We start from the raw sequence: 17,226 nt of genomic DNA on the forward strand, positions 1-17,226 counted from the left end.
AGTCTCATACAGTTTTGTGTGAGACTTTTTTTGTTGTATACATATAGGAGAATAGGTGATAGGAAATAGGTAGTAGGTAGTAGGGAATAGCCACACTCCGAATCATTGTCAATCATCTCTTATCAATGATTATTTATCAATTATCACTTATCTATTATATTTAGTTCTGCTCTTTCTCTCAACTCTCAACCATCATCTCTCAACTTAATTCAAATTGAACTTATCGTAAAAACAACACTACTCTGATACGTTGCTGCAGGAATCGTTACCGATACACCACTCAGTTGTAACTGGATCGGAATATTAGAATAAGCCGCCAAAGCTAAAGTTGCCGTAATTCTGAATAATTCAACATCAGTGAGAGTAAGCGTTTGATAAGTCGTCCCTCCGCTTATGGTACACAATACGCAGGCAGTAGTTCCATCTCCGGTTCTTTTAGCTGATAAAACCAGGGAATTATGCCATGTAGGATTAGCCTGATAATGTACAGAGACCTTTGCGTTACCCAATAATAACGGGACACTGGCAGCCAATAGAATCTGGTTGGTTGCACTTTCATAAGTTCCGGCATAATTACTTCCGGCTTCAGTAATAGAAGGTATTGTAACGGTCCAGTTTGTCCCTCCAACCGTCAATGTTCGTTGTGCTTTAAACAGACCACCGAATACGATCAGAAGAATAAGAATCATACATTTTTTATGAAGGAATTTCTTTTGTAAAAAGCAGCTGTTAGATTTCATCTTAATTTTATTTATTCGGTGATGGTATAGGTAATAGCAACCTGAGTATTCGTACGGGCAGATAAATTGGAATAGGTATTAGGAACCAGTGTAATGGTCAGACGGTGGCCGTTATTGGCACCATTTCCTGTAAATGCTCCGCCAATTCCACTTATAATGGTAATCGGGGTGGTAGTAAGAGTTACTTGCGCTGAAGGTGTGCCTAAAGTACCTCCTCCGGCTCCGGAAGCAGCAGCAGCCTGCAGTTTTATATCAATGCCGGGAATAATCTGATTAACGGAAGCTGTAACCCTTCTGGTAAGTCCTCCGGAATTAATGGCTGAAGTGTAATTGATCCATTTGGTCGTATTCGCAGATGGGTTTATAACTGGTCTTCCCGCATCAGTAGGAGCAGCGAAATTTAAGCTAATACTTCCCGTAGGCTCAACATCCAGTAATGTAACAACCGGAAGTGTTACGGAAACGGTCCTGCTTCCCGTTGTTTGTGGAAATACTTTACAGGATAATATAAAGCAAACCGTAAATAATATCTGATTAGCTTTCTTCATTTTTTCTTTTTGAGTTCATTGTATCCTACTTTTATACTTTCCTGCTGGTATTTAATTTCCGATTGCTGCTTCACAACATTGATGGTTAAATTTTTAATCTCGGAAGGCTTTAAAGTAAAATGAAAGACATCCATTGAAATTTTATAGCGTTTGTCCAGCCCGTTTCTGTATATTTTTACAGTCCAATCTCCCGGACGTAAATAAGTGAAATCAAAAACATCTCCTATAAAAGCTATTTTCCTGTAAGTCTGCTCGCCATTGGATGCTTCTAGAATGATACTTTCTCTTTTCTTCTTTTCCTTTTTGAGTTGAAATTGGGCAAAACTCAACTGATTATTCCCGGGAGCTTCATTAAATTCAATATGTCCCTGAATACCTGCAGCAGTCGTTAAGCCGAAATTAAAAATATTATCCTTATCGGTCAGTAATACTGAAGCTGGCAAAGTAATATCAGAAATATCATTAATTTCTGTTGTTGACCTATCTATTTCAAGCAAATAATCTCCCGGAACAATATTTTTAAACATAAAATTTCCGCTCTTATCAGTAACTGAAAGATGATTTCCAAGCATTAATCTTACTCCATCCACTTTATTTACACCTATATTACTAATGTTTCCCGATAAAGTAGTGTATTCTGCAATTTTTTGTACGGGTACATTCAGGTGCCATGTGTAGCGCAGAGAAAATATAAAATCTTTATTTCCCAATTCTCCTCTTTGTAAGGTATATCTTCCGGATACATCAAATTCATGTCCCTGAAAAAGCTGCTGATGAAAAAGAAGCTCAAAAAGATTTCGGTCATTAAAATATTCTTCAGGCATATAATTATTCTGATAAAAAATGCTCAGGAACGTTTTGGAAGAAAACCTGCTCATTACACGGGCTCCATAATAAAATTGTTTCTGATTCTGCAGCTGGTATCGTGAAGTGATGGCATAACTTCCATACATATTGAAAGAAGTTTTAAATTTTTCAAAGCCCAGATTAATGGTATAAAAACTTGAATTTCCGGAAAATCCTGTCAGATAATTATTCGTATTGCCAAACTGACTTTCCATATTCAGTTGAAAAATTCCTAATTGCTGATCGATGCTTATTCTGAAAAACTTTTCATTATAATCAAATTCTCTGGGTTCGAGGCGGTCTTCATATCGTTGATATCCGTTATAAATCATAATCGTTCCGGTTTTCAGATACCTGTAGCTGATACCATATTGAAAGAACTTTCTGTAAGGTGCCGCGAGGTATAAAGTATCTCTTTGGAAATTCCGGGCGTCCTGAACATAGTTGGCGAACACACTCAGTTTTTTTAATATTTTATATTGCAGGTTACCATTAAATGTACTTGTATTGGAGAAATATCCTGAAAACTGAGGACTTGCTCTCATATACATCATACTTCCGTTAATTTTTTCAAAATTTCCCAAAACCTGCAGCATATAAGCATTTCCTTCTGTCTTATCTGTTTTGCTGTACGCTATTTCACCGGAAACATCAATGTTTTTGTTGATCTTGAATTTTCCTGCTGCATAAGGAAGATGGGCATTCGAATCCAGCTTCATTCCGTTAAAACTGTAGCTGATTTCGTCCTGTCTAGGGATTTTATATAAATATCCAGCTGTAATTTCAGATTCTTTATTAAGCTTAAAGGTAGAATATACATTAAATTCATCTTTAATATCGCGGAAAAATCTCGGATGATTATAAAAACCGCCTAAACTTATTTTATTGAAATTGTAACGGATTTCTGCTCCGCGTCCATACCGGGCAAATTCTGTCAGATAAGAAGATGAATAGTTTTTATCCCCTAAATGAATGAAAAATTCATCACGTCTGTAATTGATAAAATATTCCTCATATTTTGTAAAAGAATTAAATTCCACCGGGTTTTTAGTTACAGCATGGAATTCAAGCTGGCCTTTATTTTCTTTGTCTAAGCTGCCTTTACCGTAAAGCTCACCCTGAAAGCCATCCTTATAATCGCCTCTGTTTTTCATTCCGATGAATGCTAAGGAAGCTGAAACAGGTAAGCGGTGATAGATGTCGTCTTCAACGGGTTTAACGGCAATGATCTTTGTACTTGTGTAAGCACTCTGATTTTCTGTCGGATTGTCGGGTGAATAAACCGATAAGTTCAGGTTCTGATATTCATTCTTTCCCAAATCCGGGCTTGTATTTTTACTGATGGTAATTATTTTTGTTTCACCTGGCGGTAAGCTCAATGAAGCATCATGGTCTACAATTGCATTTTTACTTTCCAGTATCAGGTTTTCTGTCACATTTCCATTGTTTTTTAAAAGGAAAGAAGCTTTAATCGTTTCTCCTGCTTTTACAAATTCCGGAAAATCTATTGCTGTCAGGGAAATCTTTCTGTTTCCGGAAATGATGATTTCTGAAAATTTGATAATCTGTTCATTGTCAGTTTTCCCGGTTCCGTATAATTTTATGGTATATTTTCCCTGTGGAGCTTCAGAGGCAATTCTTAATGGAACAATATAAACAGCACTTTCTCCTGCAGGCACTGAAAATTCATTTTTTGTAATAATGGGAATGATAAATGAATCCGAAGTTTCAATCCGGATATCATAAATTTTATTCTCAGAAGTCCTGTTTTCTATTGTAAAAGAAATAGAAGTGGATATTCCCGGCAGTAGACTATCTTTTTTGCTGACAAATTCTTTAGGTTGTTGAGAAAAAATAAGTACTGGGAATAGTATGATAAGATATAGTGCCCAATTTTTAATCATTCTTTACTTCTAGTTCCACATTGAGAGCAAAAGCGTTTTCATCTTCATCAGTGGCTATGATTACTGCATTGTACTTATCGGGAGGTATTTTGCTGATATCAATGTGAAATGATTTGGATGTTTCAGGTAATAATCCCATAGCCTGGCTGGAAAAACTTCCTATTTTCTGTCCGTTTTTGCGGTTGTATATTTCAATAGCTGCTGTCGGTTTACAATAAATTTCACCTCTATTGGCTATTGCGACTTTCGCGATGTGCCTGCCTTCCTCTTTATCAATTTTTACACTTTCAAACTTAAGATCCGGCTTTATATTTTCCGAATTATAATCGGTAATCACCTGGATTGCATACCGGACGATGGATGTGATATTCACCCCGTCTTTATTCTCGTTAGGCTTTACATCTTCTACGGGCTCAACGATGATCACGCTCCAATAACTGCCCGGTCTGGCTACCTGATTGGGAATGGTGATCTCATAATACACTTCAGTTTTTTCCTTGGCTTTTAACGTCAAAAAATTGGTGTTAAGCTTAATCCAGTCTGCATTGGTCTTATCATTCGTATGGGGAGCAGTAAAATTGATCGAGCCATCCGCATGATAAGTAAAATCCTGTAAAAATATTTTTACATTTTGCGGTTTGTTGTCTGTATTTTCTATTGCTATCTTTCCTTTATAAACCTGTCCGTTTTCCACTTTATAATTATGGGTAAGGCCGTTAAGGATCACAATACCCGCCTGTATAAGAGCAAAAGGTAAAATAAGGGTAATAAAAAAGAAAATACGCTTTATCATTTTTATGTAAAGTTTTGAGTTTAAAATAAGGCAGCAGAAAATAAAGAAGAAACTGATAAACAATTTCTCCTTATTTACTTAAGGTCGGGTTGTTCAGATTCTAATTATCCGAAATGGTGTAGGTAACAGTAGCTACAGCTGTAGTTGTGGCTTCCAGATCCGCATAGGCAGCTACACCACCGGGCCCGCTCCCTGCAGCCAAGGCATAGGTAAGATGATGGCCGTTATTGGCTCCATCTCCCGTATAAGCACTGCCGATCCCTGAAATGATCGTTTGATCCGCTGCACTCAATGTTAATTGGGCAGAAGGAGTACCTAATGTTCCACCACCTGCACCTGTAGCTGCAGCAGCGGTAACATTGATATCAACTCCCGGAATTAAGGCATCCAATTTTACAGAGACATTACGGGTAGCATCTGCAACAGATTTAATAGATGAATAATTGAGCCAAAGTGTAGTATTGGTAGCTGTAGGAACGATAGGAAGACCGGCTTCTGTAGGAGCGGTAAAACCTAAAGTGATGTTTTTGCTGGCAGCAGGTTCAATATCTACCAGTGCAACCTCCGGAACGGTAATGCCAATCGTATGATTATCCGTGTTGGTGTCCTGAGCGTGTACATAAGCAGAAACGGCTAATGCCACTAAAGACAGGGGTAAGTTTAGTTTTAGTTTTTTCATGGTTGGTTGTAGTTTTGTAGAGTGAAATTAATAAAAAATAGATAAAGGCTAAAAATTTTTATGTTAAAATGCAAAACATTAACATTTATAAAAACAAAAGCCTTACACAGAGATAAGGCTTAGATTTATTTTGAAACATTGAAATATATTATGCCCAATGCGGATCAGAGGTAGAGGGTTTTCCCGTCTCTATCCTTCCTGAAAAATGCCAGCTGTTTTTTTCAGAGTGTATTTTGATATCATACCAGCCTTTAGTTGTAGCGAGATTAATAATGATTTTCTCTTCGGATTGATTGACAGCAATCTTCTTCTGACTTTTTTCATACAGATTTTCCAGGCTGATGTTTATATTTTCTTTCGTATTCTTTTTTATCATCAAATGAATTTCATTTTTCCGGGTATCATTCAGTAATCTGATTTCCGGTTCAGGCTGATGATCGCCTTTGAAATTTCTGTAAAAGCCATTGGGACCAAAAACTTCATAGTCATAACGGCCGGAACTTACAGTGTGAGATAATTCCTGTTTTGAATATAAAGCATAGGAGAAGTGATAATTTTCACCATCAAACTGTGTTCTGTCATAAATCAATAATGGAATTCCTGCGTCTTTCAGATTAACCATTTTAATATGCCCGTTCTCTAAATTAACGAGGAAATCATATGGCAACGCATTGGAAGGTTTCATTCCCCGCTCCTGAATTTCCAGTAAATCATTATGCAATTCATTTTCAGAATACCATTTCAGATCAGGGACGGGTTTATTTTTCGCAGCATTAATTATTTTCGCATAATCTTTCTGATTTAAATAATCCATTTGCAGAGCTTTCACACTGGAAGCATTAAAGGCAGAAGTGAGATCACCACAGATCGCGCGTCTCCAGTCACTGATATTATCAATACTAACATCTTTACTGAATTTTTTCTGTATAAATTTTTCAAGAAACTGAAGCACAGAAGTGTGATCCGAAACCTCGGAATTAACAAAACCTCCCTTAGTCCACGGAGATGCAATAATCATTGGAACTCTGTATCCCAATCCTACCGTTCCTTCAATCCGTTCATGATCTTTCAACGGAAGAACTGACATATATTCCTGGCTTTTGTTGACATATTCGGCTCCTTCTTTCCCGTTCATATCAACAGGCTGGTTGGGGTTTAACGGCGGTGCAAAAGGCAGGACATGGTCAAAATAGCCGTCATTTTCATCGTAATTGATTATAAAAATGGTCTTTTTCCAGGTTTCAGGATCTTTGGTCAGAATATTTAAAACTTCTGAAATATACCAGGCTCCATACCATGGTGAACCGGGATGATCCGAGAAATGTTCCGGAGCAACCAACCATGACACCAAAGGCAGCTTTTTCTCTTCCACATCTTTACGAAACTGGAATAAGACATCACCTTTAGGCACGACTAATTTTTCTCCATGCTCATCATTTCCGATTTCCAGATTCCAGTATTCAGGATCTCCGGAGTTGGTGGTGAATGCTTTTTCATGCAGATTTTTTTCTTTTTGGGAAAGCTTTGAATAATTATCGGGATGATACTTCACCTGATCTTCCGCAAGTTCTGCAATCATATTTTCCAGTCTTTCCTTCTGTTTCGGATTTTTTTCAATTTCCTGCTTCAGGTAAGCAATGATATTGGGAATATTTTTATGATATCCTTTTGAAAATTTTACATTGAAGTTGGAAAACCACTCAATCGGGTTATCCGTAAAATTGCTTAACCAGGCTTCCTGCTCCCCGGACATCCCTTTGGGTAAGCTGATTTCATTCTGATAAATTTTCCACGAAACATTTTGTTCTTCTAATATTTCAGGGAAACTTTTCCATCTTGCCTGATGGTTTTTATCATAATCAATATTTTCATTAAAAACATTTGCTTTTGCTTTGCCATTTTTCTGCTCTCGAATAGTTCCGGACCAAAGGAAAAGCCTGTTGGGTGTTGTTCCTGTCAGTGAAGAACAAAAATACTGGTCAAAAATGGTGAAGGCATCTGCCAGCTGATAATAAAAAGGTAGATCTTCACGGTTGTAATATCCCAACGTCAGCGGAATATCTTTATAATCTTTATTTCCTGATGCTTTTGCCTGCAGCCACTGATCATATTTGCCCTTATTTAAAGCTTTTTGCTGATCAGACCATGAATGAGGAAGTGAGCTCATCCAGGTAGATTTTGTATTTCTTAAATCCAAACGGGCAGGAGAAGCATATTTCCCGGTATCATTTTTCTGGAAAAAAACGGAATGCCCGTCCTGTTTTGTAAAAGCTCTCTTATCCAGAAAGCCGCGTACTCCTTTAAGCGAGCCGAAAGCGTGGTCGAAGGAACGGTTTTCCTGCATTAAGATCACGACATGTTCCGCATCATAAAAAGTAGACTGAGCAGCAGGCTCTATCGTTAATGCCTTCAGAATAGAAGGATGTAAAACACTTGACGTTCCCAGTCCTGCTAATAACAGCCCTGATTTTTCTAAAAATTCTCTTCTTTTCATAATAAATAATAATAGGAAAGAAACCGCAAGATAATAGTTATTCTCCTGCGATTTCTCTTTGAATATAGTAAAAAGTTAGATTTTTATTGCAGCCACCATGGTTTGGAATTGATATTATCAGTTCCGCCGTACTGTGTTGCGAGTGCAGCTTTTAAATTGATGCTGTTATAGTTGTATTCTGCTTGTGGGTATCTGAACCTGTATGGTGCAGAAACTCCGGTCTGTAAAGGATAATTAGGATATCCGGTTCTCAGATAATCGTAATAAGAGGTCCACTGTGACTGATGGAACATGGTCATGTATTTCTGGGTCATGATTTTTTCCAGTTGAGTAGCCAGCGGGGCTGAATTATCATAAACAACTAAAGATTTAGTTAAGTACTGGGTCACATCAAATCCTGTGAAATATTGTCCCGGATTTTTTACATAGGTCTGATAAAAAGTGAAGCTTGCTTTGATGGCGTTGTCATAATGTGTTTTTGCAGATCCTGAAATCCATCCTCTTGCCGTGGCTTCCGCTAAAATAAATTCTAATTCCGAATAGCTCAATACCGAAGAAGGCTCATTGGTTGCATCCTTATAAAACCGGTCGTTTACTTTGGAAATATTCTTGGCGGCTACCAAAGCTGCGTTGTCAGAATAAGGAGATGTAGGATTTCCACCGTTGTATCCTGTAAAATCCGTAACAGGTTTTCCTGCTTCTTTTGCTGCAGTAGTTTGTGCTGCAAAGGTGAATAAACGAGGATCCTGTCTGTCTTTAAAGAAATTGATAAAATAATTGGCCATGTATAAACTTGAACCGTAACCACTGTTATTGAACATCGTATATCTGCTGTCTGCAGCATCGGCAAATTTAAGCTCACCGTTATCTGTAATGGCGTTCATTAAGGGCTGGCTTCCTGCGATAGAAGCAAATTCTGTTGCGATATTGTAGCTTCCTACCGTTGTTTTTTTAGAAAGGCTGATTAAAATTTTCAGACGGAAAGAATTGATCAGCTTTTTCCATTTAGAGGCGTCACCATTAAAAATAATGTCACCTTCTATTTTATCATTGGCATTGATAAGGTCATTGGCTTCTTTTAATTCGGTTAAGATTCCGGCCATCACTGTTTCCTGGCTGTCGTATTTCGGCTGGGTAATTCCTGATTCCCCTTTTACGGCTTCAGAATAAGGAATGCTTCCGAATTTTAAACTTAAATTGAAAAAATGATAAGCTCTGTAAAATTTACCGATTGCCACGTAATTTTTATTATTGATCTTTTCGGCTTCCTGCATCATTTTCACCGTATTCAGAAGGCCTGATGTATAAACACCAAAAGAGGCATCATTCCATTTCATGTACTGGTATACATTTTCTCCGTCGGTACCGATCATCATTCTTGAAGCATACATATTATCACCATTCACCTGGAACGCGGATTTTGAAACATATGTTAAAAGGAATTTAGGATCAATGCTTGCCTGGTCATTTGGGTTTTCGTTGATGGTATCAAGATTGGATTCGCATGAAGTCAATGCAAATATTCCTGCAACAAATACTGATTTTATAATATTTTTCATTTGATTAAACTGCTTTTAATTAAAATTTAAGATTAAATCCAACTCCAAACCATCTGCTCGACGGGTCCTGGATATCATTTCCGGTTCCGATTTTGTAATCAGGATCGGAATAAAGGTTTTTAGATTTTTTCCACATGGCAAGGTTGTATCCTGAAATGTTTGCAGTGAAGCTTTTCACCATTCCTTTCGGATTCAGCAGGTAAGAAAAATCGTACTCAAGGACTACAGATCTCAGCTTTACAAACGTCCTGTCAAATACATTCGCAAACAATTCACTTTCATCTTCCGTTACTCTTGCCTGATAAGGATAATTCTGTGCCCAGTCCTGGAAGCTGATCGCTTTGGTGTGTGGCGTATAAGTTCCTGTTGCTGCATTATAATTTACCCCATCCGGTACGAAATAATAAGTTCCCGGATTGGCATATTCAAGATCTCTGTATGCTGTAGAGTTCGGATGTTTTCCGCCCCACCACATTTTTTCGACTACCTGAGATCTCATTACTCCGCCGATGCTTCCGTCGATACCGATATTTAAACTTAATTTTTTGTATTTGAAAGTGTTGTTAAAGCCAAACGTCCAGTCCGGATTGAAATGTCCTAAATTAGTTGGTGTGGTAGCTCTTGTCGGCATTCCTGTTTCAGCGTTAAGGATGACTTTTCCGTCCGGGGATTTCTGCCATGTATAATCATAATAGCTGTCCATTCTTTCGCCCAGCTTAATATTATTATAATTAGGCATATCCTGATAAATAGAAGTCAGCTTCTGTTCGTAAGTACTCCAGTTGATCAAAGATCTCCATGTAAACTTATCTGTTTTTACAGGTACCAATCCCAATGAGATTTCGAGACCCTGTGTGGTGTATTCGTTACCGTTTACATATTGGGAGGTGAAACCTGATGATTCTGTACTTGGGAACTGAAGGATGTTATTATAGTCTAAGGTCCTGAAATACGTAGCATCCAAGGTAACCCCGTTTTTGAATAATCCTGCACTCAATCCCAATTCATAAGATTTAGTTTGTTCCGGCTTTAAAGAGTTTTCATAATTCAGTGTTGTCGGGTAATAATAAGTAGGATTTCCGTTGTACGTAACTCCGCCGTTGTTCAGATAATAATTCCTGATCGAATAGGGTTGGAAATCATATGCTACTTTTGCCCATGAAGCTGATAATTTTAACATATCGATAGCTTCCGGCATTTTAATAAGGTTTGAGATCACTGCGCTTAAAGAGGCAGAAGGATAGAAGTATGACCTGTTGGCTTTCGGAAGGGTAGAAGACCAGTCATTACGTCCGGAAACGTTTATGAAAAAAGCATTGTACAATCCGATATCAATTGTGGAATAAGCACTGTAGATCAGTTTTTCCTTTAAATAATCATAATATTTTACGGCTCCGATAGAGTTGTCAAGGTTATACAGCTCAGGTATTTTCAAACCGTCTGTAGAAGCATTGTCAATATCGTTTTTATAATAGAAGGCAGAACCTCCGGCATTGATGGTGAAATCAAAATTATCAGAAATTTTCTTTTTATATGTTGCTAAAACATCATAGTTTAAATTCCATGTTTTGGTATCATTCAGGATATACCCGCCACTTCTCGGTGCGCTGTAATTGAAATAAGAATACGGACTTAAAATCTCCTGCTTGTTATGGTTTTCAACGATCGATATTTTACCTTTTACCGAGAAATCTTTCGTTGCTTTATATTCTAAGCCGGTTTGAGCATTGATAACGTTGGTTCTGTTCTGATTTTTATAATAATTTGCTCCAAACCAGGGGTTGTTGTACCATGCATAGTTCCAGTTGGCCTGTACCGTTCCTTCTTTTCCGGGAACCCACATATGAGATTTAAGATCTTTTCCGTTGACATCCCCACCCATCCAGATCAGAATGGTGTACATGTGCCCGCTTGGGTTATAATCGTAATTAGGAATATTAGGAGTAAAAGTCTGGTTGAAATTAAACTTCGTATCAAAAATCAATTTTTCGCCCAGATGATTTTCCGAAGAGAAATTAATCCCGTAACGCTGTAAATAAGAATCCGGAACACGGTCATCATAATTCATGAAGTTTCCGGAAAGCCTGTAGATATCTTTATTGTTCTTATAGCTTATCGAAAAATTATTATTGTTGATTATGGCAGGCTTTAAGAAAGTGCTTAAGTTATCATGATATTCCCAGTCGATAGGAACTCTTTCGTATCTTGATTTATCGTTGTACTGGCTTCCTGCGACAGTTCCGTACCAAGGAATGACCTTTCCTGTTACTTTATCCCTGATCGGGCTGTTCCATTGGGCAATTTTCAATCCCGGAACAAATTTTGGTCCCCAGATCATATCACCGTCATTCACACCACCGTCTGCGCCGTCCCAGAATTCGTACTGTCCGTGGGAGCCGTTTCCATATTCGGTCTGGGTTCTAGGAAGATTGGTAAAACCACCGGTTACCATCACATTTTGTGAAAACTCTACGGTAAACCCTTTCTTTTTAGCACTTTTTGTAGTAATTAAAACGGCTCCGTATCTACCTCTGGAGCCATATAATGCAGAAGCGGTTGCTCCTTTCAGAACGTTGATGTTCTCAATATTATTAGGATCTAAGTTCTGGAAAACAGCTTTTTCTACAATAACCCCGTCGATCACAAATACCAGGTTGGAGTTTCCTCTCAGGGTAAATTCAGGTGCCTGCTGCATTCCCGTAGGATTGGAAACATTGAGTCCCGCTACCTGTCCTGAAAATAAATTTCCTATACTAGGAGTGGTGATGGTTTCAAACTGTTTTGTATTGACTTCCTGAGTAGAATAGCCGATTTTCTCCTTCTTTTTAGCAATTCCCAAAGCGGTAATTACCACACCCTCAAGCTGCTTTTCATTCACCTTCTTTAAAACAATGGAATATTGTCTTTTAGAAGAAACTTCTACACTGTACACCGAATAATCAGGAGAGAAAAATTCAAGAATATCCTTTGGATTGGCTGTAATGGTAAAATTTCCGTTTTCATCAGTAGTCGCTGACTTCCCGGTATTTTTATCAGTAACATTCACACCGGATACACTGGTACCATTTTCGGATTTTACATTTCCGGAAATATTAATTTCCTGGGCAGTTAAATAAAGGGGGAGCAAAAAAATCGCAAAAGTAGCTAAAGTCTTCTTCATTTTTTTGAGAGCAAATTTAGCCGTGTATTGTTACCTGTAGTTTAATGATGTATTAAAATAAAAATATCATTTCGGCAATGGACTCCGGGAAAAATTAATAAAATTATAAAGCGGAAAATGCAGCATATACCACATTTTTTGCTTTATTTTAAATAGGATAATAAGTAGGTATACGTACTTTTTTTGCTAGAATCTGCTCAGGATTCCCCAATGTATTTTGATATCATTGAATTTAAATGGATTCCCGAATTCATTACCATTGGAAAGCTGGAAACTCATCAGCCCTATCGGGATAAAGAAATTGAAGCCGAGCCCGACACTGTAGAGCTTGGGCTTTACATTTAACGATTTATTATTGAGCTGGCCATATTGCCCGAAGACATCAAAAAAGGCCTGGTTCCCGATCAGGTACCGGTATTCCAGACTTCCGTAATAGTAAAAGTCGGCGGCGAGAGAATTTTCATTGAACCCCCGCATGGAATTCCAGCCCCCAAAACGGTATAATTCATTGGCTGAAAACTCGATTTTAGAATCCATCATGGCGCCTTCCGCTTTTATATTGAGAAAATGGTTCCCCGAAATATGGTAATTGTGTTCCCCAAAGAAGTAGAACTGGTTTTGGTTGGCCTTTACATTATTCGCGGTATAAGTAGTCGTAAGAAAATCATATCCCGCATTGATCCTCGTCTTATAAAGGAAAAGGTCAATATCTGTAGGTTCTGTCATTTCATACCAGATCCCGATTCCTTTTTTGTTATAATCCTTACCCTGAACATATAAAGTATCAATGATGCTGGATGTTTCAAAAGTTCCCCTGAAACCGACTTTATTACGGTTATTGATATGATAATAGAATGCAGGAAGCATTTTTACATTCGCAAAAGTAGAATCCTGCCGGAAGATATTTACTTTCATATTCAAACCAACATTCGATTTGAAAAGGTATGGGATATCGGTTTGCAGGTCGAAAGTCTGCCCTTTATCCGGGTTTCTCTGCCAGTACAGATTAATGGCTTCAAAACCGTTGAACATATTTTTGAAGTTGACATTCAGGGTTCCGTTTAAAGTAAATTTATCCGTTTTATCATTTCCGAAACCTATTACCCCGTCAAAAGTATTGGTCTTTTTCTTTTCCATGAAAAGATAGATCTGGGTAGAATCTTTGGTGAATAAGGTTTGTGGCTGACGTTCCAGAGTAATAAACGGATGGCTCTGAAAGGTTTTATTGATAGCCAGAAGATTTTTATCATCGTAGGTTTTACCTTTAAATTCTTTTTCAAGATTTTTCATAAATCTCTTGGGAACACTGGTATAGCCTTTTACAACAAAACCATCAATTGTTCTTTTGTCATTTTTATTGATTTCCAGCTCTACAACCGGATAGCCGTTTTTCTGCCCTTTATATTTGGATTTGAGACGGCTGAAAGAATATCCGTCGTCAATGTATTTTTTATTAATGCTCTTCTTGGTTGAGTCTAAGTTTTTAGTGAAAAAATCTTTCTGGATTTTTAATTTATGACTGATAGAATCAGAAAGATTGACATATGTTTCATTGAAGTTTTTGCCTTTGTCGTAGGAGATTTCTGTTTTATCTCCATCTACTTTTACATCTTTAAGCTGTGTAAAGAAATAATTGCTTTGTGCCAGGGAATCCAGAAACTTCACTGCAGAAGTGGAATCCTTCACTTTTTTCTTCTGGTTGGTCTGAATATCAATAAGCCAATATTCCTTTTTCTGCGCTTGGGTAAAAACGCAAAACAGTACGAAAAATATGTTCAGGAATAATTTCAAACTTCTTTTAACAACAGGATTTAATCCAGTTTATTATATTTCTTCATTAAATTTTCATAAGTTCCCTGCGGAAGAATCCATTTCAAAGGAACACCTATTTTCTGCCCGAATTTACCAAAATAATAATGGGCTTTCCATTTGTTTTTATGGAGAAGACGGTCTACATATTCAGCCACTTCAAAAGGTTCGGTACCGTCTCCGACATGAGAGTTCATCAGCGAATAGACCTTGTCAAAAATAGTTTTGTAAGGATCTGAAACCTTTGTTCTCACCCTGTTTTCAGCAATATTGGTTTTTATGTCGCCCAAATGAAGCGAGCAGACATTGATATTCCATGGATAGACTTCATAGCGCATCGCTTCCGTCACTTTATCCAAAGCGGATTTTGAGGCAGAATAAAATCCACGGAAAGGAAGTCCCATTTCACTTCCGATACTTGAAACATTAATGATCTGCCCGAATTGATGTTCCCTCATTTTCGGCAAAACCGCACTCATCATCTGAACAGCTCCCACAAGATTAAGGTTGAACAGCTTTAAAATATCTTCCTTTGCAGAATCTTCCACAGCACCTACCATTCCCATTCCGGCATTATTGATCAGAACATCAATCCTTGTTTCGGTTTTTAAAACTTCTGCAATGGCTTGCTGCACCGCATCATTATCGGTAACATCAGTCGGGATAGATCTGAAATACCGGCTTTCAGTATGTTTTCTGCTTAAACCGTAGACTTTATGGCCTTTCTTCCCGAAATATTCGGCAAGTACAAAGCCGATTCCAGATGAGGTTCCTGTGATGATGATCGTTTTTGACATTAGAAATTAAAATATTTATCTGAATTAGGAATTTTATATGAATTTTCTCCGACCGTAAAATTATTCATTTTTGTCAGTGTTTTGAACGGATACTTAAATTCTTTATAGAAATTTTTTGCCGGAGCTGCCTCTCCGTCGGCACATGGAAAATACTGTTCATCCACAATTACCTTTCCGGTTGAAAAATTAATTTCATTCAGAATATTAAACTCACAGGTATCGTCAAACTTACTGACAGATCCTATCAGGAAAAAATCATTATTCTGAAACCTGAATGTATGAGTGTACGTCTGGGTATGTCTTGAATTGGTATTAAACTGTTGCGAAATAATCAGACAGTTATTTTTGATGGTAATCTCAGGAAGTTCGTTGTTTTCCGGATAAAAACCGTAATCGCTCGGAAAAATAATACTGAAGTTTTCTTTCCAGATTTTCAGTTTTCCGTTGCTGTTCTTTAAAATATAAAGTACTCTCTGATAGCCTTCCGTGTCTTTTTTGTTTTTTGTATTCAATAAGATGACCACTTCATTTTTACCATCTTTATCCAGATCACCTTTTGTTTCAGAAAGCCTGGTATAGCCCTCAGGAACAATAAAATCTTTCAGGTCCTGGGCATGAAAGAAAGGGATCAGTAAAAATGCTAAAAAGGAAAAGAAGTTTTTCATTACTCCTTATTTAATACTTCGGAAAGATCTTTCCAGAATTTTGGATATGATTTTTCAACAACGTCTTCATCTTCAATATTCAGTTCTTTGATAAGGCAAAACGGAGCAAAGCTCATGGCCATTCTATGATCCTGATAGGTTCTGATCGAAATATTTTCTTCTGCTTCTTTAAACTGAGTCGATTGAATCGTTAAATCTGTGATTTCGGTTTCCGTACCGAGTTTTTTCAATTCATTCTGTAAAGCCTGCAGCCTGTCGGTTTCCTTTACTTTTAAAGTTCCCAGCCCTGAAATCTCAAACGGGATCTGTAAAGCTGCAGCTGTCACACAAAGCGTTTGGGCAATGTCCGGACAATCATTCATATCCAGGACGATTTTTTCCGGAAATGAAAAATCGGGATCAGGTTGCAACGTGATTTTATGCTCATTTTCAGAGAAAGTAGTGGTAATTCCAAAGAACTTCTCATAAATTTTTGCACTCGCAGAATCTCCCTGTGTAGATGCTTTGTAAAAACTTTTCAGGTGAATGGTTTCTCTTCCTATGGCACAGAATGAATAGAAATAGGAGGCGGAGCTCCAGTCACTTTCCACTTCGAAGGTATCCGTTTTAATATTTTCATCAAACTTCTCAACGGAAATTGTATTGCCTTCAAAGCTGTTTTTAATTCCGAATCTTGTTAAAATATCAAGGGTCATTTCGATATAAGACCTGGAAGTTATTTCACCGACAAGGTTGATTTTTAATCCATTTTCAAGTTTTCCGGCAATAAGAAGCAGGGAAGTGATAAACTGGCTGGAAATATTAGCCGGAACATCTACCTTATTCTCTGTGATTTTCCTTCCTGTAATTTTCAAAGGCGGAAAACCTTCATTTTCCATATATTCTATTTCAACTCCAAGGTCTCTTAATGCACTGACAAGATTTTTGATGGGTCTTTCCTTCATTCTCTTGGAGCCCGTAAGAACGGTTGTTTTTCCTTCAGAAATTGAATAATATGAGGTCAGGAAACGCATGGCTGTTCCTGCATGATGAATGTCTACCGTTTCGGAATTCTCAGCTAATGCTTTTTTCAGCAGTTGGGTATCCTGAGAATTGGAAAGGTTTCCGATTTGTATATTTTTAAATAAACTTTCCAAAATCAACAAACGATTCGAAATACTTTTCGAACCGCTGATCTGAACTGTTTTATCCCCGATTAATTTAGATTTTTCTAGCTTCATTTTATATTAACT

At 37.5% G+C, this 17,226-nt stretch carries 12 protein-coding genes; all 12 read right to left on the reverse strand.

All coding sequences use genetic code 11. The features are described from left to right. Positions 1–209 precede the first annotated feature (209 nt). The gene (locus AB8P06_RS15775; RefSeq protein ID WP_369843195.1) at positions 210–740 is read right to left on the reverse strand and encodes a hypothetical protein; all 531 of its coding nucleotides are present in this window, start codon (positions 738–740) and stop codon (positions 210–212) included. A gap of 11 nt (positions 741–751) precedes the next feature. Then, positions 752–1,288, reverse strand: coding sequence for a hypothetical protein (locus tag AB8P06_RS15780; protein ID WP_369843196.1), 537 nt, complete (start codon positions 1,286–1,288; stop codon positions 752–754). After that, the gene (locus tag AB8P06_RS15785; protein WP_369843197.1) at positions 1,285–4,038 is read right to left on the reverse strand and encodes a COG1470 family protein; all 2,754 of its coding nucleotides are present in this window, start codon (positions 4,036–4,038) and stop codon (positions 1,285–1,287) included. Before AB8P06_RS15785 ends, AB8P06_RS15780 begins: the two co-directional genes overlap by 4 nt. Then, the gene (locus tag AB8P06_RS15790) at positions 4,031–4,831 is read right to left on the reverse strand and encodes a WxL protein host-binding domain-containing protein (protein WP_369843199.1); all 801 of its coding nucleotides are present in this window, start codon (positions 4,829–4,831) and stop codon (positions 4,031–4,033) included. The genes AB8P06_RS15785 and AB8P06_RS15790 overlap by 8 nt, the downstream gene beginning before the upstream one ends. 100 nt (positions 4,832–4,931) lie before the next feature. Then, positions 4,932–5,510 carry a hypothetical protein gene (locus AB8P06_RS15795; protein ID WP_369843200.1) on the reverse strand — a complete coding sequence of 193 codons (579 nt, stop codon included), beginning with the start codon at positions 5,508–5,510 and terminating at the stop codon, positions 4,932–4,934. Between the two features lie 148 nt (positions 5,511–5,658). After that, positions 5,659–8,004: a phosphocholine-specific phospholipase C gene (locus tag AB8P06_RS15800; protein ID WP_369843202.1), complete on the reverse strand. Its 2,346-nt coding sequence runs from the start codon at positions 8,002–8,004 to the stop codon at positions 5,659–5,661. Between the two features lie 83 nt (positions 8,005–8,087). Next, positions 8,088–9,563: a SusD/RagB family nutrient-binding outer membrane lipoprotein gene (locus AB8P06_RS15805; RefSeq protein WP_369843204.1), complete on the reverse strand. Its 1,476-nt coding sequence runs from the start codon at positions 9,561–9,563 to the stop codon at positions 8,088–8,090. A gap of 19 nt (positions 9,564–9,582) precedes the next feature. Then, positions 9,583–12,723 (reverse strand): SusC/RagA family TonB-linked outer membrane protein, encoded by a 3,141-nt coding sequence (locus AB8P06_RS15810; protein ID WP_369843206.1) that lies wholly within the window; start codon positions 12,721–12,723, stop codon positions 9,583–9,585. Positions 12,724–12,909: 186 nt separating this feature from the next. Next, on the reverse strand, positions 12,910–14,514 hold the full coding sequence (locus AB8P06_RS15815; RefSeq protein WP_369843208.1) for a BamA/TamA family outer membrane protein: 1,605 nt from the start codon (positions 14,512–14,514) through the stop codon (positions 12,910–12,912). A gap of 20 nt (positions 14,515–14,534) precedes the next feature. Continuing rightward, a complete protein-coding gene (locus tag AB8P06_RS15820) occupies positions 14,535–15,329 on the reverse strand; it encodes an SDR family oxidoreductase (protein WP_369843209.1) in 795 nt (264 codons plus the stop codon). Continuing rightward, positions 15,329–15,994, reverse strand: coding sequence for a hypothetical protein (locus AB8P06_RS15825; protein ID WP_369843210.1), 666 nt, complete (start codon positions 15,992–15,994; stop codon positions 15,329–15,331). The genes AB8P06_RS15820 and AB8P06_RS15825 overlap by 1 nt, the downstream gene beginning before the upstream one ends. Next, positions 15,994–17,214, reverse strand: a complete 1,221-nt coding sequence (locus tag AB8P06_RS15830) for a 3-phosphoshikimate 1-carboxyvinyltransferase (protein WP_369843211.1) — start codon at positions 17,212–17,214, stop codon at positions 15,994–15,996. Before AB8P06_RS15830 ends, AB8P06_RS15825 begins: the two co-directional genes overlap by 1 nt. Positions 17,215–17,226 lie beyond the last annotated feature (12 nt).

This window comes from Chryseobacterium tongliaonense, from assembly GCF_041224435.1.
GTDB lineage: Bacteria > Bacteroidota > Bacteroidia > Flavobacteriales > Weeksellaceae > Chryseobacterium > Chryseobacterium tongliaoense.